At 55.1% G+C, this 23473-nt stretch carries 22 protein-coding genes and 1 tRNA gene; 12 read left to right on the top strand and 11 right to left on the bottom strand.

All coding sequences use genetic code 11. From position 1 onward, the window contains the following. Positions 1 to 19: 19 nt before the first annotated feature. Genes hpsH through ACUZ9Q_RS00110 form a run of 3 tightly spaced genes read left to right on the top strand, consistent with a single transcriptional unit; the run spans position 20 to position 3315 of the window. Positions 20 to 961, top strand: a complete 942-nt coding sequence (gene hpsH, locus ACUZ9Q_RS00120) for a (2S)-3-sulfopropanediol dehydratase activating enzyme (protein ID WP_227118109.1) — start codon at positions 20 to 22, stop codon at positions 959 to 961. 27 nt (positions 962 to 988) lie between these two features. Continuing rightward, positions 989 to 2389, top strand: coding sequence for a sigma-54 interaction domain-containing protein (locus tag ACUZ9Q_RS00115; protein ID WP_449247109.1), 1401 nt, complete (start codon positions 989 to 991; stop codon positions 2387 to 2389). After that, the gene (locus ACUZ9Q_RS00110) at positions 2389 to 3315 is read left to right on the top strand and encodes a DMT family transporter (RefSeq protein WP_449247108.1); all 927 of its coding nucleotides are present in this window, start codon (positions 2389 to 2391) and stop codon (positions 3313 to 3315) included. Before ACUZ9Q_RS00115 ends, ACUZ9Q_RS00110 begins: the two co-directional genes overlap by 1 nt. 77 nt (positions 3316 to 3392) lie before the next feature. On the opposite strand, the gene ACUZ9Q_RS00105 is transcribed toward ACUZ9Q_RS00110, so the two are convergent. The 9 genes from ACUZ9Q_RS00105 to ACUZ9Q_RS00065 all read right to left on the bottom strand — a co-directional run bounded on the left by ACUZ9Q_RS00105 (position 3393) and on the right by ACUZ9Q_RS00065 (position 12395). After that, positions 3393 to 3836 carry a MarR family transcriptional regulator gene (locus ACUZ9Q_RS00105; protein WP_449247107.1) on the bottom strand — a complete coding sequence of 148 codons (444 nt, stop codon included), beginning with the start codon at positions 3834 to 3836 and terminating at the stop codon, positions 3393 to 3395. Positions 3837 to 4188: 352 nt separating this feature from the next. Continuing rightward, positions 4189 to 5166 (bottom strand): lipoate--protein ligase, encoded by a 978-nt coding sequence (locus ACUZ9Q_RS00100; RefSeq protein WP_215646966.1) that lies wholly within the window; start codon positions 5164 to 5166, stop codon positions 4189 to 4191. A gap of 266 nt (positions 5167 to 5432) precedes the next feature. Next, positions 5433 to 6614 (bottom strand): mandelate racemase/muconate lactonizing enzyme family protein, encoded by a 1182-nt coding sequence (locus ACUZ9Q_RS00095; RefSeq protein ID WP_215646967.1) that lies wholly within the window; start codon positions 6612 to 6614, stop codon positions 5433 to 5435. A gap of 140 nt (positions 6615 to 6754) precedes the next feature. Next, positions 6755 to 7567, bottom strand: a complete 813-nt coding sequence (locus tag ACUZ9Q_RS00090; protein WP_449247106.1) for a MetQ/NlpA family ABC transporter substrate-binding protein — start codon at positions 7565 to 7567, stop codon at positions 6755 to 6757. A 71-nt stretch (positions 7568 to 7638) separates the two neighbouring features. Further along, positions 7639 to 8301: a methionine ABC transporter permease gene (locus tag ACUZ9Q_RS00085; RefSeq protein WP_215646969.1), complete on the bottom strand. Its 663-nt coding sequence runs from the start codon at positions 8299 to 8301 to the stop codon at positions 7639 to 7641. Positions 8302 to 8310: 9 nt separating this feature from the next. Beyond that, complete coding sequence (locus ACUZ9Q_RS00080; protein ID WP_215646970.1) at positions 8311 to 9276, bottom strand: methionine ABC transporter ATP-binding protein; 966 nt, start codon at positions 9274 to 9276, stop codon at positions 8311 to 8313. Positions 9277 to 9865: 589 nt separating this feature from the next. Further along, a complete protein-coding gene (larA, locus tag ACUZ9Q_RS00075; protein ID WP_449247105.1) occupies positions 9866 to 11173 on the bottom strand; it encodes a nickel-dependent lactate racemase in 1308 nt (435 codons plus the stop codon). 152 nt (positions 11174 to 11325) lie between these two features. Beyond that, on the bottom strand, positions 11326 to 12051 hold the full coding sequence (locus tag ACUZ9Q_RS00070; RefSeq protein WP_192113424.1) for a sulfite exporter TauE/SafE family protein: 726 nt from the start codon (positions 12049 to 12051) through the stop codon (positions 11326 to 11328). Between the two features lie 32 nt (positions 12052 to 12083). Then, positions 12084 to 12395 (bottom strand): hypothetical protein, encoded by a 312-nt coding sequence (locus ACUZ9Q_RS00065; protein ID WP_192113423.1) that lies wholly within the window; start codon positions 12393 to 12395, stop codon positions 12084 to 12086. Between the two features lie 256 nt (positions 12396 to 12651). Between ACUZ9Q_RS00065 and ACUZ9Q_RS00060 the strand changes: the two genes are divergently transcribed. Beyond that, the gene (locus ACUZ9Q_RS00060; RefSeq protein WP_298991830.1) at positions 12652 to 13356 is read left to right on the top strand and encodes a DUF554 domain-containing protein; all 705 of its coding nucleotides are present in this window, start codon (positions 12652 to 12654) and stop codon (positions 13354 to 13356) included. Between the two features lie 80 nt (positions 13357 to 13436). On the opposite strand, the gene ACUZ9Q_RS00055 is transcribed toward ACUZ9Q_RS00060, so the two are convergent. After that, positions 13437 to 14435, bottom strand: a complete 999-nt coding sequence (locus tag ACUZ9Q_RS00055; protein WP_449247104.1) for an Ldh family oxidoreductase — start codon at positions 14433 to 14435, stop codon at positions 13437 to 13439. Between the two features lie 439 nt (positions 14436 to 14874). On the opposite strand from ACUZ9Q_RS00055, the gene ACUZ9Q_RS00050 reads away from it, so the two are divergent. After that, positions 14875 to 16149, top strand: a complete 1275-nt coding sequence (locus tag ACUZ9Q_RS00050) for a DUF4910 domain-containing protein (RefSeq protein WP_215646974.1) — start codon at positions 14875 to 14877, stop codon at positions 16147 to 16149. Between the two features lie 45 nt (positions 16150 to 16194). Here the strand turns inward: ACUZ9Q_RS00050 and ACUZ9Q_RS00045 are convergent, their stop codons facing one another. Continuing rightward, a complete protein-coding gene (locus ACUZ9Q_RS00045) occupies positions 16195 to 16983 on the bottom strand; it encodes an L-2-amino-thiazoline-4-carboxylic acid hydrolase (protein WP_449247103.1) in 789 nt (262 codons plus the stop codon). Positions 16984 to 17360: 377 nt separating this feature from the next. Here ACUZ9Q_RS00045 and ACUZ9Q_RS00040 point away from each other — a divergent pair, with 377 nt between their 5' ends. From ACUZ9Q_RS00040 to ACUZ9Q_RS00010, 7 genes are all read left to right on the top strand, one after another. Continuing rightward, positions 17361 to 17855 carry a GyrI-like domain-containing protein gene (locus tag ACUZ9Q_RS00040; protein ID WP_215646976.1) on the top strand — a complete coding sequence of 165 codons (495 nt, stop codon included), beginning with the start codon at positions 17361 to 17363 and terminating at the stop codon, positions 17853 to 17855. Positions 17856 to 18108: 253 nt separating this feature from the next. Then, positions 18109 to 19572: a 4Fe-4S dicluster domain-containing protein gene (locus ACUZ9Q_RS00035; protein WP_449247102.1), complete on the top strand. Its 1464-nt coding sequence runs from the start codon at positions 18109 to 18111 to the stop codon at positions 19570 to 19572. Positions 19573 to 19783: 211 nt separating this feature from the next. Next, positions 19784 to 20584, top strand: coding sequence for a DODA-type extradiol aromatic ring-opening family dioxygenase (locus tag ACUZ9Q_RS00030; protein WP_449247101.1), 801 nt, complete (start codon positions 19784 to 19786; stop codon positions 20582 to 20584). Positions 20585 to 20638: 54 nt separating this feature from the next. Continuing rightward, a tRNA-Ala gene (locus ACUZ9Q_RS00025) sits at positions 20639 to 20714 on the top strand. An 817-nt stretch (positions 20715 to 21531) separates the two neighbouring features. Then, the gene (locus tag ACUZ9Q_RS00020) at positions 21532 to 22131 is read left to right on the top strand and encodes a hypothetical protein (RefSeq protein WP_449247100.1); all 600 of its coding nucleotides are present in this window, start codon (positions 21532 to 21534) and stop codon (positions 22129 to 22131) included. After that, positions 22118 to 22534: a hypothetical protein gene (locus ACUZ9Q_RS00015; RefSeq protein ID WP_449247099.1), complete on the top strand. Its 417-nt coding sequence runs from the start codon at positions 22118 to 22120 to the stop codon at positions 22532 to 22534. Before ACUZ9Q_RS00020 ends, ACUZ9Q_RS00015 begins: the two co-directional genes overlap by 14 nt. Beyond that, positions 22512 to 23279, top strand: a complete 768-nt coding sequence (locus ACUZ9Q_RS00010; protein WP_449247098.1) for an ImmA/IrrE family metallo-endopeptidase — start codon at positions 22512 to 22514, stop codon at positions 23277 to 23279. Before ACUZ9Q_RS00015 ends, ACUZ9Q_RS00010 begins: the two co-directional genes overlap by 23 nt. Positions 23280 to 23473: the final 194 nt, after the last annotated feature.

Here is a 23473-nt window from a genome sequence, read left to right as displayed (position 1 = left end):
TTTCATAAAGGAAGGGTTTATGTGCCTGGAAGACAGCCAACAGCGGGGCATGGTTTTTAACATACAGAAATATTCGGTTCATGACGGCCCCGGCATAAGAACCATTGTCTTTCTCAAGGGCTGTGCCCTTTCCTGCCGCTGGTGCAGCAACCCTGAATCGCAAAAACGCGAACCGGAGCTGGCATTCAATGCCGGACGCTGCCTGGGCGTTTCCAAGTGCGGGCACTGCATTGTGGCCTGTCCGCACGGCTCCATCACCCTGGGTGATGACGACAAGCTGAACATTGACCGCAGCCGCTGCGCCGAATGCGATCTGCCCTGCGCCGCTGCCTGCCCCGCCCAGGGTTTGCTGGTTTATGGCAAAGAGCGTACGGTGGATGATGTGCTGAATGTCGTTGAACAAGATATGGCCTTCTACGCCCGCTCTGGAGGCGGCCTGACCCTTTCGGGAGGCGAACCCCTATTGCAAGGGGAATTTGCCGTGGCCCTGCTGCGCGAGGCCCGCACCCGGCGCATCAAAACCGCGGTTGAAACCTGCGGCATGGTTTCGCCTGATACCATCCGCGAGGCCGCGCCATACCTCAATTACGTGCTGTTCGACATCAAGCACATGGACAGCGCAGTGCACGAAGCGCAGACAGGCCTGCCCAACAGGCGTATCCTCGAAAATTTTCGCATTCTGGCAGAAGAATTTCCCGATCTGCCCATACTGGCACGCACACCGATAATTCCCGGCTTTAACGACAGCGAAGAAGCCATTGCCGCCATTGCCGGATTCCTCAAGCCTTTTGAGCGGGTGGAATACGAAATGCTGCCCTACCACCGCCTTGGTACGCAAAAATACCAGTTTCTCGACAGGCCCGTGCCCATGGGCGATGTAAAGCTGGAAACAGAGCACATGAACAGGCTTCAGGCTGTGGCGCAGGGCATCCTGGGCGATCGGCTCCGCATACCCCACTGATAACCACTTACCCCAAACTGACGACCTATGGCATGCAAATCTTCCGAGCTTCTATCAAAACATGTGGAGCGCATACTCGACGCCCTGCCTGAAGGCGTTTTTATAAGCGACGCCTCTGGCACCAGCCTGCGGGTCAACCGCATGTACGAGCAGCTGACCGGGCTGACCCAGGAACAGATACGCGGCAAGAATGTGCGCGATCTGGTACAGGAAGGCACGTTTGACTGCATCCTGAACCCGGAGATCGTGCGCACGGGCAGGCCCACCACCCATGTGCAGCAGCTCAAAAACGGTAAAAAGCTTGTGCTTACGGGCTTTCCCGTTTTTGATGCCAAGGGGGATCTGTGTCTGGTGGTCACGTTTGCGCGCGATGTCACCCTGCTCGCCCAGTTGCAGACCCAGGTGGCCGGGCAGTGCAAGCTTATTGACCAGATCAACGATCAGTTGGCCTACATTGCGCAGGGCGCGGCAAAATCACGCGAACCTGTGTATGCCAGCCGGGCCATGGGCGATGTGGTTTCCCTGCTGCGCCGCTTTGCGGACACGGACGCGACCGTGCTTATTCTGGGCGAGACCGGCGCGGGCAAGGACGTGTTTGCCCGCTACACCCACTCCCAGTCGGCCCGCAACGATAAAATCCTGCTCAAGGTTGACTGCGGCGGCATTTCTGAATCGCTCACAGAATCCGAGCTGTTCGGCTACATGCCGGAGGCGTTCACGGGCGCTTCCAACAAGGGCAAGGCCGGATATTTTGAAATTGCCGATGGCAGCACCATCTTTCTGGACGAAGTGGGCGAGTTGCCACTTTCCATGCAGACGCGGCTCTTGCGCGTGCTCCAGGACGGAGAAATCATGCGGGTGGGCGCTTCCAGCCCGCGCAAGGTGGACGTGCGCATCATTGCCGCCACCAACCGCGATCTGGCCGAAAGCGTGGAGGCCGGGACCTTCCGCCGCGACCTGTACTACCGCCTCAATGTTGCCACGGTGCGCATCCCCCCACTGCGCGAAAGGCAGGAAGACGTGCGCGCCCTGGCAGAACACTACCTCGCCCAGTACACTGCCAAATACCACAAGGCCATGGCCTTTATGGACGTGACCCTCGACATCATGACGGCCTATTCCTGGCCCGGCAACGTGCGTGAGCTGCAAAACCTTGTGCACAGTCTGGTCATCACGCTCAGCGGGCCGCTGATTTCCCCGCGCGACCTGCCGCCGCAGATATCCGGCGCACCCCGTGAAGCCTCGTGCTATACCGAGGACATCCTCGCCGCCCGCCGCCCCCTGCGCGATATAATGGCTGAAATGGAGCGGGATTTTCTGCTCAAGGCCATTGAAGTGCACGGCTCTGTGCAGCGCGTGGCGGAGCTGTTCCAGATCAACCGCAGTACGGTGTTCCGCAAGTTGCAGGGCGCACGGCGGATTGACTGATGCGTGTGGGCGTCAGGGCTGGCAACGCGACAGTCAAGACGCATGCTTCCCCCTTGGTGGTGGCGGCCTTGACGACCCTGGTCATGATTCTTTTTGCCGCCAACTCCCTGCTCTGCCGTTTTGCGCTTGCCGAAGGGCAAAACGCTCATCCCCTGAATCCCTCTGTATATACGGCCCTGAGGGCCATTTCTGCCGCTGCCATGCTCTGGCTGCTCCAGATGCGGCGCGGCGGCAACCCGCTGCGTGCCGGCAGCTGGGGCGCGGCGCTGGCGCTGTTTGGCTATATGGCCTGCTTTTCCTGGGCTTATGTTCGGCTATCTGCCGGGGCGGGCGCTCTGGTTATTGCCGTGGCCGTGCAGGCTGGCATGCTCGTGGCCGGGCTGCGGCTGGGGCAACATCCCGGCAAGGCCCAGAGCCTGGGCATTGGGCTTGCCATGGCAGGCCTGGTCTATCTGCTGCTTCCGGGGCTTGATGCGCCACCAGCAGGGGCTGCTACGGTCATTTTCTGCTCTGGCCTGTGCTGGGCGGCCTATACAATTTACGGCAGGGGGGGCGGCAATGCCGCTGCGGCCACGGCTGGCAATTTTATCCGCTGTGTGCCGCTGGCTGTGGTGCTGTTAGCTTGGGCTGAGGCCTTTGACCAGGCTGGCATGCCTGCCGCGTGGCCGTGGGCAGGCGTTGCCTGCGCCCTGGCTGCCGGAGCTCTGGCTTCGGCTCTTGGCTATGTGCTCTGGTATGCTGTTTTGCGCTGGCTCAGCGTGCCCTCTGCCGCTGTGGTGCAGTTAAGCGTACCGCTCATCACCGCCCTTGGCGGCACCATGCTCATGAACGAAGCTCTGGGGCTGCGGCTGCTGGTGAGCGCCCTTGCCATTCTGGGCGGCATTTTCTGTGCAACGGCCCTGCCCCACCTGATGCGCAGACGCTGAGCAAACCGGCATGACGCCTGCCCCATCCCCAGTATGCCGGGGATAGAAAAACCACCGCCGTAACGGCGCGCAAATCGCTACTTTGCTGAAGTGGAAAGCAGATTGGCCAGGATGACTTCCATCACACGATAAAAAACTTCAAGGTCTGCATCGGATATGCCCGTCAGAGCTTCAAAGCGCAATTGGTTGCCAATATTCAGGATATCTGTGATGACGCTGTCAGCTTTGGGGGTCAGACATATCCGTCTGGCGCGCCTATCGCCCTCCACGCCCACACGCTCCACAAGGCCCATGCGCTCAAGGCCATCCAGTACCCGCACCAGGGTGGGGCCTTCCACGCCCACAGAAACGGCCAGATCCTTTTGCAGGGCCTTGCCGTTCATCCGCGACAGGTGCATGAGCACCAGCCAGCGCGCTTGGGTCAGCCCCAGATGGGAAAGACGCTCGTCAAGCTTGGTACGCCATGTGCGGGAGGTGCGGTTGATGATTATACCAACAAGGTCTCTGGTAGAAGCGCTCATTGTAATGCCCCCATTGTGTGCGTTGCCAGCTTGCAGTTGACACTTTCTTGCCGTCTGCATGGTGCCAACCCAAAACTAATTTTGGCACCAGATGTTATGCACTGCCACATCCAATCGTCTCGCGCAAGTCAGAAAAATTTTCAAAAGCACACATCAGCCCGCAGAATCAGACCACGCGCAGAGGATCACCCTGCCAAGCAGACCTGCAACACGCTGCTGGAGCGCATATGGCAAACAGGAAAGTATGGAAAAAAGTCCGGAAAATAAAGCAAATAAAATATATGCGAATTAATACAACCTAAAAACAGGGCTGGACGCCAGCGCGTTGAACCCTTTACCGCTGTCGCGCCAACTAAAAAAGGCAATCCAGAAACATGCGATCGCCAATGCCCTGAATGAATGCGTCAATGTGCACCAGAGCCAGCCGACGTTCCAGAGCCCCACGTTCGTGCCTGCATCCGCAGAGCATGTCTTCAAGTTCGGTCACATCCCGAACGCCAAAATAGTCGCCGAACAGACGGATATCGGCGATTATTCCGTCACGCACATCCATGTGTACGTCAAGTACGCCGCCAGGGGTCTTTGTGCTGCGTTCAAAGGCGTAATTGGGTGAATAGCCAAAATTCCAGTACCAGGAGCGGTAGCGTTCTTCTGCCAGAGCCTCAATGGCGGTTATTTCTTCCGCGCTCAAGGCAGTCTGCCCCGACCAATCCTCCCCGGCCACAAAGCGCATGAGGTAGTTTATGAATTCCTCAATGGGCATGGGTTGGGGCAAAAAATCCACAATATTGCCCACACGACCACGCACGCTTTTGACTGATTTATCAATGTATTTTGCGGGGCTGGGCTTGAGCGCGGCACAGACAGAATCCAGGTTGGCAGAATACAGCAGGGTGCCGTGGTGCAGCAGGCGGTCGCGGTGCATGTGCTGCGCGTTGCCGGAAATTTTGCTTTCGCCAACGACCATGTCGTTGCGGCCATTGAATTCACAGGGGACGCCAAGGGCATTGAGCGCTTCGGTAATGGGCGTGGCAAAGCGCTTGAAATCCAGCAACCCTGAATGGTTGTTCAGGCTGATGAAGGTAAAGTTGATATTCCCCAGATCATGAAAAACAGCTCCCCCGCCGGTAAGCCTGCGCACAACAGGGATGCCGTGCTGCTGCACATAATCGGCGTTGATCTCGGAGTGGGAGTTCTGGTTCCGCCCCACAATAACAGAAGCCGCATTACGCCAGAGCATAAAAATGTCGGTTTCGCTATTGCGCAGCAGCCATTCTTCCGCCGCCAGATTGAACGAGGCGTCTGTACAAGGATTATAGATAAAGCGCATACTCCCCCCCATAAAACACATTATTGGGACATATCGCATTTTCTACATTTGTCCAAGTCATTCACCGATGCCGACGATTGCAGGCATGAGGGGAGCGGCGCTTGTTCCGCAAGCTGGCGGCAATGCAGTGGGCGTTATCAACGCTGGCATAAAAGAGCGTGTATCTACTTGGCCGTATGCCCGCTCTTTTATGCCAGGGAAGTATCAGCAGCGGGTTGTGCGAGCTTAAACAGCTCCCGGCAGCCCACCTTCAGCCAGCCTGCCAGCTATTCTACCGTAACCAGTGTGCCTTCTTCAAAAACGCAGGGGTTCAGCTCATTGCCAAGACCGGGCAGATCCGGGATGCTGAACATGCCGTTCACCGGCTGGTAGTCATACTTGCACAGGCGTTTGTTGTAGCCGTGCAAGTTGTATACATGGTGCTCGTGGATGGTGAAATTGGGAATCACCGCCTCAAGATGCAGGGACGCTGCCGTAAGCAGGGGGCTTGAGCACACGTGCACCTGTACACCCACGTCATAGGTGTGGGCCATATCACATATTTTTTTTGCTTCGGTTATGCCGCCGCAGTTGCCGATGTCCGGCTGGATCATCTGAATGGAGGCATTGTGAAAGTACGGAGCAAAACCCCATCTGCCATAGATGCGCTCCCCCTGAGCAATGGGAATGCCCAGATTGTCGTGGACGTATTTGTTCAGTGACGGTTCCGGGGTGCAAGGTTCTTCAAAAATCAGAATGCCATATTCCTTGGCCATGTTCCCGATCTGGATGGCAGACTGCACATCCGTGTAGGAGTGGTTTTCCATTATCAGATCCACATCCGGGCCAATGGCTTCGCGCACGGCGCTGATGCGATCGCGCAGCATGCGCATGACATGCGGCGGCTGAAGACGGGTGGTTTGTTCGCTGTTGGTGCGGTTGCCCTTATCATCAAAGGCATAAAAATCAATCTTGATGGCATCATAGCCATCACCAACAGCTTTTTTGGCATAGCGCGCGTAATCATCCGGGCTGACTGCCGCCTTTTTACCGTCCTCATCCCATCCAAACTGCAACTGGCTGGCATAACAGCGCAGTTTTTCACGCCTTTTACCGCCGAGCAACCTGTACACCGGTTCTTTGTAGTATTTGCCCTTGATATCCCACAGGGCCACATCAAGGGCTGAAATACCGGCAAAAGCCACGGCTCCGCCATTCTGCCCCCAGAATGTGGATTTATAGAGTGTTTCCCATATGGGTTCATTGTCCAGAGGATTTTTGCCGATCAACAGGGGCGCAAGCTCGCGGATCATGCCAAAGGCAGCATACGCGCCCCGCCCATACGCGAGTGCGGCCTCGCCATCACCATAAAGGCCGTTATCCGTGTACACACGGCAAAGAACTGGTCGCCACAGGGGCGGGTTATTGGGGGTATCCAGTATCACTATGTCGATCTTGGTGATTTTCATGGCAGCATCCTGTTTAGCAAAGTGCATTTGCCTATATGATTACACTTTTTGTCCTGCCATTGCGCGGCAGGGTTACGATCAATGACAACAATCCGCATCCGGCACGATAAACAATGCCAGATACGCCGCGCTGAAGGCGGCTAGAACCCGGCAACGCTGCCGCCCTTGTACAGGGCATTGATGGCATTGCGAACATCTTCAGTGGTATATGCCTTGATGAGATCCCTGGTCCACGGAGCGTCCTTGTTGGCGCTGGAAACAGTGAAGCCCACGCCAAACTTGTCCAGATCGCTGGACTGGGCCAGTTCTGTAAAGTCAGCCACCTTGTTGCTCACGATAAAAAGCTTGGCGCTGCATGCCGCGTCAACATCCTGAAGGGCAGAAATAACCTGATGCGTATCGAGCTTTATGATCTCGATTTGTTTCATGTTGCTTTCGATATCAAGGTCGGTGGGATTGGTGACGCCGGGCTTGAGCTTGATGAAACCCAGTTCCTCCAGCAGAAGCAGAGAGCGGCTCATGTTGGATTCGTCCTGCGGAATGGCTATGCTGGCACCTTCTTTTATTTCACTGATATTTTTGTGCTTTGAGGAAAAGATACCAAAGACGTTTTTATGAATATACGGCGTAAGCATGGTTATGCTTTTTGATTTTGTTTTGTTGTAGCTGTCCATCCAGGGCTTGTGAGCGTGCAGGGAGGCATCAATTTCGTTATTGTCGATGGCTTCAAACATTATTGTTGCATTTTGCAGAACAATTACTTGAACCTTGTAGTTCATGGCTTCAAGTGCCTTCACCCCTGCCTGAACTTCTGGCTCATTGTAGGCCATGCAGGCCAGTCGCAACGTTTTTGGCTGTGCGCTTGCCTCAGCCTTGGAACTTTCCTTTGTTTCATTGCAGGCGGTCAGACACAACAGGGCAAGGACGGAAAGCAGAACAAAAATCTTTTTCATTGGTGAAATTCCTTTTTCATCATTTATTATATGCTGGTAGCCTTGTGCTAACTTTATTGCGGCGCGCCATGTCAGTTTGCAGACTTGTACAGCCTGTCTCCTATAGCCTGAATACCCATGACGATAACAAACATTATAAAAACGAGAAGATACATTACAGTGTCGTTAAAGCTCTGGTAGCCGTAAATGAGTGCCGAAGCCCCCACGCCGCCTGCTCCCATTGTCCCGGCAATGGTAGAAAGCCCAAGCATATGAATGACCCCAAGCACGGACGCACTGATGAGCGAGGGGAGAGTGGCGGGCACAACTACCCGAAAAATAATCTGAAAATTACTGGCGCCGAATGAATGCGCGGCTTCAATGAGGGCAGGGTTTACTTCTTTCAGGCTGTTCTCAAACATTCTGCCAAAAAACGGGGTGGAGGCCACAGTAAGCGGCAGCAGAGCCGACACCCAGCCAATGGAAGAAGATGTTACAAACCGTGTAACAGGAATGATGGCCACGATCAGTACCACGAAAGGAAAGGAACGTATGCTGCTTACCAGCGCGCTGAGCACCTGATAGGTTCTGGGGTTTGGCCTGAGGCCGTTCTGCCCGGTCACAAACAGCGAAACTGCAAGCAAAAAGCCAAAAAAACCACCGAGAAGCGAGCCAAAAAGCAGCATCTTGCCTGAGGCCACAAGCGCGGGAAGAAGTATCTTTGCCCAAACAACTTCCATAGGATAATCAACCATTGCAGCAACCTACCGCGAAATAATTTTGCAGGGCACGCCCTGTTTCTGAAAAAAAGACAGGAATACATCCGCGCGTTCACTCGGGAAATTCAGGGCAAACACCCCATATACGCCACCCCTGTGGCGTGACACCTTGCTGTCCAGCAGATGATAGGGGTGGCCCACATCGCGCGACATTCTGTAGAAGAGCTCCTGCTGGGTGCGCTGCTCCAATGTGACAATCTGAACCGTACAACCCTCAGCCGGAATTTCCACCTCTCCTTCACCCAGCAGATTGATGAGGGCGGGCGGCTGCTGGATAAATATTTCGCGCACATCGCCCGTGGTGTCGCATCTGCCATTCTCCAGAATGGCCATCTTTGTGCAGATTTTGCGCACCACAGACATCTGGTGGGTAACGGCAATAATGGTGACCCCAAGTTTTTCATTGAGGCTCATGAGCAACTCGAGGATTTCATCAGTAGTTCTGGGGTCAAGGGCCGATGTGGCTTCATCGCTTAGCAAAATGGCCGGATCCATGACCATCGCGCGCGCAATGGCCACTCGCTGTTTTTGACCGCCGCTCAAGTTTCTGGTTTTGGTATTTATTTTGTCTGCAAGGCCTACAAGTTCAATAACATACTCAATCTTGTCCTTTTGCTGCGGCACAGGTTTATGCCAGCACTGCATGGGGAGGGCTACATTGTCGTAAACAGATTTGCGATCAATGAGCGAAAAATTCTGAAATATCATTCCGATATTTTTTCTTGTTTCGCGCAGCATGTTGTCATTGAGACCTTCAATGGCAATGCCGTTAACCGTGATACCGCCGGAAGAAAATTTCTCCAGTCCGTTGATGCAGCGCAACAAGGTGGATTTTCCTGCACCGCTGCGTCCAACAAGGCCGTATACATCGCCCTTGTTGATGGTCAGATTGATGCTGTCCAGCACCTGCACTGTTCCATAAAATTTTGACAGGTTTTTGATTTCGATCATGGGTGTTTGAGGTGGCTATAGGTGGCGGGGAAACTACCAAAACCCGCCGGAACTGACGGGTTGGTGCGGGGCTGAGGCAGCACAGGCCGGACAGAGGGGGAACAGGGAACACGTGCGCCGGATGGGGGATGTGAAGCTACGGGAGGTGCAGCAGCAAAAGCCGCCAGACCGGTGACTGCCCAAAGGGCAGGCACCAGCCAGCGGCATGCTGATTCAGAAAGAATGCGTGAAAAACAGGAAAAACGTGCTGCTAACAGCAAAATGCCGGCTGTTTGCAGCCGACGTGAGCACCTGAAGGCGTGGATAAGCTCATTTGCGCGGGGATTCTTCCAACCTGGAAGAAATGAGGCGGTCATAGCCTCAATCCGTTCATTTGAGCGAAAGGCAGCGGCATCCTGTTACGCAATGGGATAAAACCTGAAAAGAAATTAACGGTTGTGTTATTTTTTAACGATAGTCAAATGAACTTTGTTTGTCCACTGATGGCCTCTTTGCGGCACTGGGAACCTTTCCGCAGATCAAAGCACTGCATTCTACAAGGGGCATATAGAGTGTATTCTTGTCAGCCCCTTGGCGGATGGCCCGGCCACTAGCGCCTGGGCGTCTGAAGCTTGGGCAGGGTATTGGCCCCGTGGGGCAGCAGTGTTGCCCGCAGGTCTTTGCCGCCGTTCAGCTTTTTTGCCAGCGCAAGGGCTTCATCCAGCGTTGTGGTAATGTGGATCTTTGTTTTGGCAAAATCTGCGGCATTCATGGAGCTGACCATGATGAGGTTGTGCTTTTCCGCCGACTCCGCAAACAGAAAGCCCACATAGCTGCCTATGGAAAAATTCTCGCGCAGGTCTTTTTCGCGCGCGTCCATGTTGTCGAAATCGCAAATCTGGTGCTGGGTATCAGGGCTGCCAAAGCCCTCGGTGCAGGCGGACAGAATGATGATGGTGCCGCCCTCGCTCACCACCGCAAGGGCGTTGGCCAGGGTCTTGATGGTCTGGTAAAAATTGATGTCCTTGGGTGCGCCGCCTGCGCTGGCGATGACCAGAGGAGTGCGTTCGCCCACGTTGACGCCGTCGATGGCGTCAACCAGCGCGCAGGCCTCGCGATGGGCCTGCACCATGTCGCCCGCCACGGCCTTGATGATGTTGTAATTGTCGTCCACCACCACGTTGAGCAGGAAGCTGGGCTTGGCCAGCAGGGCGGCTTCTTCAAGATCGGCGTGAAAAATATTGCTGGTTTCCATATTGGCGCTACGCACCGCCGCATTGGTGCCGCTGCCAAATCCCTTGTTCAGGGCCAGGTTGTGGTGCCGCTGGATGGTCTCGTAGCTGGCGATGCCGGGCAGCAGATACTTGGGGCCGCCGCCGTACCCGGCCAGAAAGTGATACACCACGCCGCCGGTCAGGATGATATGGTCGCACTCCATGGCAAAGCGGTTAAACCACACATCCGTGCCGTTGCTGGTCACGCCCGCCTTGACCATATCCGCCGCATCGCGGCACTTGTGGTCAATAACCTGAATACGGTTGTAAATATCCTCGGAAACGATGGCGATGTGCTCCTCGCGCGTCATGGGACGGTGCGTGCCCGTGGCCGTGAGTATACGAATGTCCGCATCGCGGATGCCGCATTTGTTCAGACGGGCCACCACAGCAGGAACATAAACATTGGGCGACTGCCACAGGCGGGTGGAGTCAGGCACGACAATGCAGACCGTCTGGCCGGGTTTGAGCATTTCCTCAAGCCGGGGCGAACCGATGGGATTATCCAGAGCTTCGTTAATGTGCTCCAGCGCGCTTTTTGCGGGCAGCGCAACCGCATTGGAATGCAGCTCCGCCGCGATGAGGCCGTTGCCAAGCTCCACAGAAAATTCCCTGTCGCCGTATTTCATGTAATGCTGTGCCATGAGTCGTGTCCCTGTTTGTTGCTGTGCCGCAAATGCAGCGCCGGGCCTTGTTCCGCGCAATTCTGCCGCGGCGCCAGTTCGTTCAGGGTCTGTTATGCCTCATGCAGGTTTTTGTGAAGAGGGGAAAATTCCGCTTCCGTGCCGCATTTGCTCTACCCAAACAGCGCGCTGCCCGTCATTACAAGGCCCGCGCAGGCAAGCATGGCGTCAATAAGCAGGCGGAAGGTCGCTTCAGACATGCCAAGCACAAAACGCTTGCCCAGAAAGGTACCAACAGCCAGCGCCGCCCCAACCACAAGACCATTGCACAGCACTGGCAGGGGCAAGCCGCCCACAGCGCCGAAGGCCAGAGCCTTGGCAACATACACGGCAATGGACGCGGCCGCCTCGGTGGCGAGCAGCGCGCCCTTGGCGAGGCCAAAACCGGCAAATATGGGAATGGTCAGCGGCCCGGTGGAATACACTACCCCGGTCAGATATCCCACAAGACCACCCGCCAGGGCCATCTGCGGGGAGCCAAGATGCATGCCGCGCGTGCGGCTGGCCCGGCGCAAACCGATGAGCGCAAAAAAGAACAGCCCAATGCACAGGTTGGAAATTTCCGCGGGCATGATCCAGAGAGTCCGCACACCCAGCACCGCCGCAGGCACGGCAGTTACCGAATAGCAGGCAAAGGCCCTGAGGCTTATCTGCCGCCGCCAGGCCACCACCCGCGAGGCATTGCCCACGATGGAGGCAACAGCCATGATGGGAATGGCGGCCTTGGGGCCGAAGGCCAGACTCAGCACCGGCAGCAGGATTATGGACGACCCGGTGCCCACCACCCCGCTGATGGCCCCTGCCACAATGCCGCATAGAGCAATGAGCGCGTATACCACGGCCTCTCCATTCTGTGCGCGCAGATTTGCGTTTACAGGGGCGTAATCTGATCTACCTCGTGGTGGAACACATAGGGGTCTGCCACCAGCTCAAAGCGTTCGTCATCGGGATAGTGCACGGCAAGCTGGTAATTTTCGCCCGCAAAGGCCTTTATGGCCTCCAGAGAATCCCACCAGGTGGCAAAGAAAAAGTGCTCCCATCCGCGAAAGGTCATGCGTTTGACCGCAACACCCAGATTGCCATGAACGCTTTTGGCGTGGTCTTCGCCCGTTTTGCGCAGATGCCCGGCAAAGGCGTCCCCCATAGCTACAGGTACGCAGCCGTGCCATGTTCTCACAATCATACTGTCTCCTGTCTGCTCCTGCGCCGCCTCTGACGGGGGCGCATTGTCAACGAAAATGCCTTGTGGTACCCAAACCGCACACCAAGTCATTCTGCCTGAGGGATAATCCCGGCGTACTGGCGGCCCCGCGCCTGCGCCCTTGCTGTTTTCGGGGCAACAAACCCTGGCATCACCACATCGATTCACACCGGCCTACAGACCACTTTTCCTGTCCGCCTTCCAGAACGATTTCTATGCCATTACGCGGAGCACGCATATGATCGGGCCAATTGTGAACAGTGGCGGACTTTTCATCGGCGGCATCATCGGCGTTATTTTTGCCGACATTTTTCCTGAACGGCTCAAAAAAGCGCTGCCTTCCATTTTTGGCGTCATAACCCTGTGTCTGGGCGCAACCCTTGTGGGTAAGGCCGCAGCACTGCCCGCCGTGACGATTTCGCTCATTCTCGGCACCATGGTGGGCGAAATCATGTATGCTGAGGCCCTGCTGCAAAAGTTCCTGCGGGCCATTTTTAGCCTGCTTAAGAGCAAGCGCATGGGCGACGAAAACTTTTCCCTGATGGTCATAACCTTGGTGGCGGCATTCTGCTTTGGCAGCATGGGCTTTTTGGGGGCCTTTCATGAAGGCCTCACCGGCAAGCCCGACATCCTGCTGACCAAGGCCGCGCTGGACATGTTCACGGGTGTGGTTTTCGGCTCCTTCATGGGCTTTTCCGTAAGCCTTATCGCCGTGCCGCAGTTTATTATTCTGGCGCTCATCTACATGGGGGCCACCACCATTGCCCCGTTCATGACCCCGGCCATGCTCAACGACTTTACCGCCTGCGGCGGCGTCATCTTTGTGGCCACGGGCCTGCGCATGTGCGATATCAAGATATTCCCGGTCATCAACATGCTGCCCGCGATGGCCATTATTTTGCCGCTTTCGCACCTGTGGGAGCTGTACTTTCCCTTCAAGTAACCGGCCTGCGACCATGGCTGAAATACGGTTTTGCCCTCCGGCCTTGCGCGCCAGAGGGCAAAACCGGTTAAACACTGCGGCTAGTGCAGCGATTGCAGTTGGGCCAGCAGATCCTCCGGCAGATCAATACTATTTCGCTCACTGGCGGCGCGGCTGAGGCCGATACGGCGATCGCCCGGCAGGCGCGCGCCCGGCTGGTCGCTGATGAAGCCCAGCAACTGCTCCACGCGGTCCAGAAAATTCGCCCCTGCCGTTGCCGCAGGGTCCATGACCAGAAAGCTCTGCCCCAGACGCGGCGGCGGGCCATCAGGCGTGAACAGCGAAGAGGCCTCAATGGCCAGGGAAGCCCCCGTAAGCGCTGCCGACATTATTTCCACAATGAGAGCCAGGGCGTAGCCCTTGGGGCCGCCAAAGGGCAGCAGCGCACCGTTGAAAGCCTTGACCGGATCGCAGGTGGGATTGCCCTCCGCATCTACAGCCGCGCCCTCGGGAATAGTCTCGCCTTTTTTTGCAGCCTGCAAAATCTTGCCGCGCGCCAGCAACCCCATGGAAAGATCAACTACAAGGGGCGAGGCGTCCTTGCGCGGGCAGGCCATGGCCAGAGGGTTCGTGCCAAACGTCACCTTTGAGCCGCCGTAGGGGGCCAATGCTGCGGGGCTGTTGGCAAAGCCTAGGGCCAGCAGGCCCTGCGCCGCCAGATCCGCCACGGGAAATCCCATCACGCCCGCATGGTGCGAATTGCGCACGGCCATGAGGGCCACGCCAGACTCCCTGGCGGCCTTGGCCACCACGGGCAGGCCATCGGCAAAAGCGCTGAAGGCGAAACCGCAGCAGGCGTCAACCAGCACCACGCCGGGTTTTGTGCGTTCCACCACCGGAACTGCGTTGCCATCAACCTTGCCTGCCGCCGCCTGGGATGCATAGTAGGGAATGCGCGAAAATCCGTGCGAAGGCAGGCCTTCCATTTCTGCCCGCAGGAGCGAGGCGATGGTCAATTGGGCATTTCGCTGCTCGACGTTGTGGGCCTGCAAAATGTCTTCGCCCATTTTTTGTGCTTCGGTAAGGCTGATATGAGGCATGGAGTCTCCAGATTCTAGCTGATTTTACTTATAGTTGCTTGCATTGCGCGAGCACTTTTTGCATACCAGTATTGTTGATGGCGGAAAAGGATGTTTTGCGCGCCCGCCCTGGGGCTTTTCTACGCACAAACTAAATGCTAACCTTAAAAAGGCGCGCTGGCTCCCGCTTGGCCCGTGCTGCCGTTGAAGCTCCACGCGCGCGGCCATAATGGCAGTTCTGACCTGCGCGACGATCGGGAACAAAAGCCCTGTATGGGGGCAGCGGGCATCTTTTTTCCGTTTTACAGAAAATTGATGCTTGACTGCGCGCCTTAGTCGCCATAAGCAAGCTCGCGACAGGCATTGCCGCCGAAAAATTCCCCCCCTGGAATTCGGCGCTCAGGGTTAGTGCCCCTTTTGGGAATTGCTGCCTCACGCGATGCCAACATAAGGAAGGATAATGACGAGCTTCCATGACTTTCTTCGCAGTCTTTTTCCCATATGCCGCAGTATTACGGGCAACGGGGTGCGGCAGACGTTGCGCATGTTGCAGGAAGAATTACCGGGATTACGTACCTTTGAGGTAGCGTCTGGATCCAAGGTTTTTGACTGGACAGTGCCGGACGAATGGAACATCAGGGGCGCGCGGCTGACTGGCCCATCGGGCGAAGTGATTGCCGACTTTGCCGACACCAATCTGCATGTGATGGGGTATTCCGAACCCGTTGACTGCGACATTTCGCTGGAGGATCTGCAAAATCATTTGCATTCCCTGCCCGAAATGCCCAATGCCATTCCTTACATCACATCATATTATGCCCGGCGCTGGGGCTTCTGCATCAAGCACGACGAGCGGCAAAAGCTGGCCCCCGGCATGTACCACGCCTCCATAGATTCCACTCTGGCTCCGGGGCATCTGACATACGGCGACCTCGTGATTCCAGGCCAGTGCGAAAAAGAAATTTTTCTTTCCACCTACATCTGCCATCCGTCCATGGCCAACAACGAGCTTTCCGGCCCGGTGGTGGCCACGGCCCTTGCGCAGTGGGTGGCGCAGCGCCCGCGCCGCTACACCTACCGTTTTGCCTTTGTGCCGGAAACCATCGGCTCCATCACCTATCTGAGCCGCAACCACGAGGCCTTGCGCCGCAATGTGGTGGCGGGCTTCAACCTCACCTGTATGGGCGATGAACGGGCCTATTCCTATCTGCCCAGCCGCAAGGGCAACACCCTGGCCGACAAGGCCGCCCTGCACGTGTTGCACCATTTTGCACCCGATTTTATCCGCTACACCTTTCTTGACCGCGAGAGCGACGAGCGCCAGTACTGCGCGCCCGGCATCGACCTGCCCCTGTGCAGCGTCATGCGCAGCAAATACCACGTCTATCCCGAGTACCACACCTCGCTGGACGACTGCTCGCTTGTCACGCAAAAGGGGCTTGAAGGCAGCGTGAACATCATGACGCGCATCCTTGAAGCGCTGGAAGAAAACGTCACCTACGAGCCGCGCGTGCTGTGCGAACCGCAGTTGGGCAAGCGCGGCCTCTACCCCACGCTGAGCACAAAAACTTCCTGTACGGAACAGGTCAATCTGATGATGGATCTGCTGGCCTATGCCGATGGCGAAACCACGCTGCTTGAAGAAGCAGACATTGTGGGCAGGGATATTTTTCGCTGTGCGGAAACCATGCGCAAGCTGGTTGAAAAAGACGTGCTGGCGGTCAAAACCTGCTGACGACTGTGCGCGGCATGGCTGCAAGGCCGCCGCGCAACAGCCGCGTCACGCCATGTCCCAGCCCTGGGTTGTTTTCCGTCCCTGCTTGTAGCGGAAGTCGCATACCTTGCCGCCCTCAGCCAGCGTTGAGGTGCGCGCAAGGCCCGTGCCTTCCGCCCTTGCGGTGGGAAAGTCCACCCGGCAGGGATAAGGAGCCAGCTCGGGCATGCCCAGCGAAGCAAAATACTTCATCAGCCCGCATTCCGTGTAGTTTACGCCGATATCAAAATCGCGCCCATCACCCCGAAATACTGTCTGCACCCAATCCAGCGGGTAGCGCCGCTGCTGGCTGCGCATGGCCCAGCCCTGCAACAGGGCAAAATACTCCGGCGTAAAAAACCGCTGCCCGTTGGCGCGGTACGCTTCCTTCTGCTCCTCAAAACTGTAGACCGCCAGATCGTACACAAGCTTGCCCACATCCCTGGCGCTGAATCCGTGCGGGCGCATGGCCGTGTACAGCGCCGCATACTGCGGCCCTACCAGAAAGCTGGGATAGGTCAGGTTTTCCGGCCCGCCAATATCCGGCAGAGGCAACAGACGGGCATGGGCCTGCCTTGCCTGGGCAAACATGGCGCGCAAATCTTCCGCTGGCCGCTGCCCGGCAAGCATCTGCTCCGCACCGGCGCACATGCCCGCAAATTCTGCTTTGAGGGCCTCATCGCTCACCGGCATGCCTATGCCCTGCGCAATGGAGGCCATACAGGAACAGGGCAGCAGCAGACCGGCGCAGGTTCCCAGCGCAAAGGAGCAAAATGCGCGCCGGGTATAGCGTGGAAGCATAGTGACATGGTGCATGACGGCTCCTGCTTGCGACGCGTTTGCGCGCCAGACTGGGGGTTTACGGCATGGCTCACACTAGCGGGAGCCGGGGGCGCTGTCCACGCGCGCCATAGCAGCGGCAAGGGTCTGTGGTATGGTCAGTGGCATGGATGCGCGGCACGCCTCGCTTTTGTGAGCAAATCACTATTAATTACAAATTATCATTTACTAATTTTAAATATAATTCAGTGTAATATATGCTTATGGCGATTTCATCACATTGGTATACCGGTTGACATGTAAACATAACTGGTACATGCAAAACGGCTGACCGGCGCATGTGGGAGACTGACGTCATTTCACCCCTGAGGCCGGAAACTGTTGCCCGTGATCAGACCAGCCGAGGAGCGTTCATGCCAATGCCTTTTGCCGTTGTGGTGTTGCAGCACCACAGTGTCCGCCTTTTCGGTGTGCGCATCCACACAACCCTGCACAACGCCCCGCAGGAATGCCCCCGGCTGTGGAATGAGGTCTTTACCCCCCGCATGCCAGAGCTGAGCGGCAAGCCCAGCAATACCTATCAGGGGCCGTCTTACGGGCTTTCCTTGTTTACAGACCATGCGGGGCTGGCTTTTGATTACTGGGCTGCAATGGAAGCTCCGGAACTTGCCGCGCCTCCCGCAGGCATGGACGCGGTAACCCTGCCGGGCGGTCTCTATGCCTGTTGCCGCATCCCCGCCGCAGGCATGCTTCAGGAAGCATACGACTACATGTATGACGAATGGCCTCAAACGCCGGGCGGCTATACCGTTCTTGCCGACAAGCCCTGCTTTGAGCGCTACGACAGCCGCTTTTTTCAGTCCGGCACCCACGATGTCTATGTGCCCGTGCTGCCCCGCGAAGACTAGCCTGCCCCCTGCTGCGGGCTTTTGGGCCTGACTTCCCAGCTTCTTGGGTCTGATTTTCTGGCCTGACGGCCCTCCCCTCATTCGCGCTCAGGCTTTCTGCCTTGCTCTGCCTGTTTGCCTGCCCTTCAAACCATACCATAAAAGTATGCTATAAATTGCACTCTTTTTCAGAATGTGCCATATTGCGAATGAATCGTAATAATCGGCAATTCGGCTGCACCCTTGCGCCTGCACATGCCGATGAGGAGCGTACATGGCACTGACCCGACGTAATTTTCTGGTGGGCGCGGCCTCTGCGGCAGGCATTGCGGCTGCGGGGCTGGATGCCCGGGCCGAAACCAATGGCGCGAGCGCCTCTGCCCAGCATGCGGAATACGCAACCCTGCTCGACATTGAAAAATGCATTGGCTGTGGGCAGTGCGTGGAGGGCTGCCGCGAGCGTAACGGGAGCCGCTATCCGGAAGTCAAAAAGCCCCTGCCGGTCATGTTTCCGCCCGGAACCAAGGACGAGGACTGGTCTGGCAAGCGGGATGTGGACGACAGACTCACGCCCTATAACTGGCTGTATATTGAGAGCGTTACCGTGCAGAAGGACGGCGCGCCGCTTGAACTGCACATTCCCCGCCGCTGCCTGCACTGCACAAATCCGCCCTGCGCCAACCTCTGCCCATGGGGCGCGGCCAGCCGCCAGCCAGAGACCGGCACGGTGAGCATAGACAGCCAGACCTGTCTTGGCGGGGCAAAATGCCGCACGGTCTGCCCCTGGCACATCCCGCAGCGGCAATCGGGCGTGGGGCTGTATCTTGACCTCATGCCGCGCTTTGCCGGCAACGGCATCATGTACAAATGCGACCGCTGCGCAGACAGCTTTGCCCACGGCCAACTGCCCGCCTGTGTGGAGGTTTGCCCCCAGCAGGTGCAGACCATTGGCCCGCGCGATGAGATTCTGGCGCAGGCACGCAAGCTGGCGCAGGAGCGCGGCGCGTACCTTTATGGCGTGACGGAAAACGGCGGCACCAATACCTTCTATCTGTCGCCCGTGCCGTTTTCCGAACTGGCGGCGCAGGTCAAACCCGGCCCCGGCAAGCCCACCTTTGCCCCGGTGGCGGACTCCATGGCACAGGCTGGCAACCTCACCCGCATGCTGATGACGGCTCCGCTGGTGGGCGTGGCTGGGGCGCTGGTGAGCGCGGCGCGCCAGGGGCAAGGCCCGAACCACACGCAGGCCCGCCCTCAGGGTGCGCTGCATGACCCCAAGACTGAAGCTGCCCTCTCCGGCGGCTTGCTCAAGAAGCTGTGGGTGACCGTGGCCCTTCTGCTCGGCTTTACGGGCATGATGCAACTGCCCGTGGCAAGCCGATACGGCATTGCCAAAGTTCCCGGCCTCACATGGACAGGCGATTTTTACACCACGCTGAACGTCCACTATATTCTGGCTGCCCTGCTGCTGGCGCTGGGACTGTATTGGCTGACCCTGCAAGTGCGCGGCAGGCTGCGGGGCCGCCTTGCCTACTGGGGCAAGGTGCGGCTGGCAGTGCTGGGGGTTGTGGTGCTGAGCGGCATGGCCCGCGTTGCCAAAAACCTGCCTTCCATCACGTTTTCGCCGGGTATGACAACCTTTATTGACCTTGTGCATCTGGGCTTTGCCGTGCTGCTTGGCGTGCTCTGCCTCTGGCTGTGGGTAACAGGGCGCGGCGCATGGCGCGAGGATGGATAACGGGCGTTGCCCGCAAACATGACTGCATGCACAGGCGGGTATTCTGCGGAATGCCCGCCTTCATTATGGGCTTGGCTTTCACCCGCAAAAATTTGTCTGTACTGGTCGCTACAGCTCTTGGCCCCGGCAGGATTTGGCGCTACGCTGATAGCTGCATCTTCCCCTCCTCAAGCTAGTTTTGTGACATCCACACCCACCAGCGAGGCGCATCATGACCATGCCCGCATTTTACATCCCCCACGGCGGCGGCCCCTGCTTTTTTATGGACTGGATGCCGCCGGACACTTGGAATGCCCTTGGCGACTGGATGCACTCCATCCCGGCGACTTTGCCGCAACAGCCAAGGGCGCAGATTGTATTCTCCGCCCATTGGGAGCAGTCGGAATTTACCCTGCTGACCACGCGGACCCCTGGCCTGTATTACGATTACTACGACTTTCCACCGCATACCTATGAGTTGCAGTGGCCTGCGCCGCCTGCGCCGGAACTGTTTGACCGTGTGGGCCAGTGCATGCGCTCGGCAGGGTTGCCGCTGGCAGAGGACACTACGCGGGACTTTGACCACGGCGTGTTTGTGCCGGGCCTGTTGATGTATCCAGAGGCGCAGATGCCCACGATACAACTATCGCTGCGGCGGGGGCTTGATCCGCTGGAGCATCTGGCTCTGGGGCGGGCCCTGGCCCCTCTGCGGGATGAGGGAGTGCTGTTTGTGGGCAGCGGCATGAGCTTTCACAACATGCGGGCCTTCCGCTACGGGGATAACACGCCCATTGAAGGGGCGGATGTTTTTGACAACTGGCTGGCGGATACCGTGTGCAACCCCAATGCCGCCATGCGCAACGCTGCCCTTGCGGAATGGGAAAAGGCCCCCGGGGCGCGCTTTGCCCACCCGCGCGAGGAGCATCTGATCCCGCTGATGGTGATTGCCGGGGCTGCCGGAGCCGCGCAGGGCAAGCTTGCCTGGCACGGCAGGGCTATGGGCGCACCGCTCTCGGCATTTTCTTTTGACTAGATGAAATAAATACTTGCACCCCACGGCGAAAAAGTATAATTCCAAATTCCTCATGGGGCTGTAGCTCAGTTGGGAGAGCGCTTGAATGGCATTCAAGAGGTCAAGAGTTCAATTCTCTTCAGCTCCACCAGATAGGTAATTAAAACCCCCGATCATTGAAAAATGGTCGGGGTTTTTTTGCGCGCNTTGGACAAGGATTGGGAAGAATAATCAAGAAGTATGGCATTGCCGACTACAAAAAAAGCAGCCGTTGCTTTGTGCGAAGTAACGTTTTGCTTCGTGGACGGCTTCTCGGCACGTTGAAAAGTTTCCAAGATACAATCGGTTGTCTTGATTCGGCATGTAGGAGCATCCATCTTCGTGAACTTCATGATCGCCATTCGTCTGAGCCTGCCTGTTCACGTAATAGTTAGGCATGTGCAAATCCTCCAATTTTACTTTCCATTATTTAGATAAGATATTTGCTATCTCCACTAGTCAACTAATGTCATAGGCTGGCGAATATCGCTCTTGCGTGGGGATGGGGAGTTTTATAACCTATGACTACTTCTTGGTAGAGACATGTTTAGCCACGTCTCTACCAATTGGTGTCCAAATAGCTTATGCGTATTGAATCAATTTCCATGTAACCGACTTGCCAGCGTAGGGAGGAAAGGTATTACCCTTTGCGATTGGGGCGGTCGTGGTCGGGGTGCTAACAACTTTCCAAACGCCAGATTCAGGGCACTTTTCTCCAGTATTACCGGTCGTTCCAATAGGAGCTTTTGACATGGTGTCCTCCATGAAATTAAGTTCTGCAGACGGCATCAGGCGGCCTATCCGAATGAAAGCCTCTGCGCATATGGATACATGCTATTAAAAAACTAAAATGTGGGCGAGTGCCAAAATAAATTTTTTATTCCCATAAAATCTTTTTTGAAAAGCATATGAGCATATAGCGAGGGCTTATGGATGACTATTACCAGAAGCTAATGCAAGGTCAGAATTGGGATCGCATTGTGCCTGAGGTTCTTCTCTATTGTGTTTCCCTATTTAAACAAGATGGTAGAAGTAGAACTCAGATAATTGCTCAAGGCCACCTTGCTGAAGATATGGCACAGCAAGCAATTGGCCTTGTACTTTCGGGCAAACGAAAATGGGAGCCAGAACGTGGTGAACTCATTCCATTTATAAAATTTGGCGTAATAAAAAGTCTTCGGTCAAATGCCTATAAACTCAAAGAAAACTCTATTGTAGACTGCCTTGACGAGTACTACTGCCTTAATGACACTACCGATTGTCCCCTAAAAACTGCAGAAAGCTTGAAAACTCCGTCTGCTGAAGAAATTGCAATTCAGAATGAGGATTTAGCTATTTTGCTTGACACGTTTAATACTGCAGTCAGCGGAATGACTAGTGAGGAAGTACAAGGCATATTTTCTTGCATCACTGAAGGAATATGTAAACCAAAAGACATAGAAATATTAACAGGTGTACCAGCAAGAAGAGTTTCTGAAGTAAAGCGCCAAATTAAAGACAAATTGAGAGGCACCAATGATTCAGAATAAAAAGAGTAACAAATTTTATATTGGTGCTGTCATTAATTTTGCACTTGATATGGAAGAATTAAGTGATGATGAAATAATTAATGAATTAAAAAAGAATAATATAGACGTAGATACTGCTATTCCTAAAATACTGTTGGATGTTCAAAAAACAATCTACAATAAGACATGGACAGATATCGCATATGAGAATAAATCTACAATGTCATCAATTAGCAAAAATATTTCAGAAACGCTGTCTTCAGGGAAAGAGAATATTCTTGCGGCCATAAAGGATCTGCTTTTATCCGGAGAATTCCAAGTTCAACATAGAGATTATAAGGACTTAACAGAGGATGATTTACTAAGTTTACTTGAAGATGCTGAATTTTTGAGGAAGCTAGATGAGTCCAAAAGAAAAAGCTGAGTACATTTTATCCATTCTCGGTATTCAAGTAAAAGAAGATATCGAAGTGGATTTGATATCAAACTTTTTTGGTATTTTTGTTGCTAGAAGGGATCTTTCCGGCTGCTCAGCAAAGTTAACATGCAGTAAACGAAGCGCACGGATCACTATTTCCAGTGCTGAAAAATACGAACCACGTACCAGATTCAGCATTGCTCACGAGCTTGGGCATTTTTTTCTTCATAAAAATAAAAAAGGCGTTTTTTCTTGCACTTCAGATGATATGTATCTATGGGGTGTTCCTGGGATTGAAGTGGAGGCTAATATATTTGCTGCAAATTTACTTATGCCGGAGAAAATTTTTAAAAAATATACATCAAAAAAGGAGCCATCAACTGAGCTAATTATAAAAATATCAAATGATTTTTGCACCTCACTAACTGCGACTTTAATTAGATATGTTGAATGCTCATTTGAACCATTAGCGCTTGTACGTGTTCAGAATGGAATAATAAATTGGTCTAAGCGTAATAAAGATTTTACATATTTTTTGAGACGAAATGGGAGTAAAATTCATGAACATACTTATGTTATAGACTGTTTTCAAAAATGTAAGAGCAATGCTGCTGGCAGTGTGCCTGCTTATGCTTGGATAGATGATTATAGAGTTGATGGGGATAGTACCATCCGTGAAATATCTTTCTATTCTGCAGCAGCAAATACTGCCTATTCCTTGCTTTGGGTTGATGAGGAGATAGAAAAATAATGAAAATAGAGATGCAATAGCGCGAATTTTTCTCATCTGAAAAAATCTATAAGCATCGATTGTATTTTGGAAACTTTTCAACGTGCCGAGAAGCCGTCCACGAAGCAAAACGTTACTTCGCACAAAGCAACGGCTGCTTTTTTTGTAGTCGGCAATGCCATACTTCTTGATTATTCTTCCCAATCCTTGTCCAA

The organism is Desulfovibrio desulfopostgatei (assembly GCF_053570645.1).
This window is presented reverse-complemented; position numbering and strand designations above follow the sequence as displayed.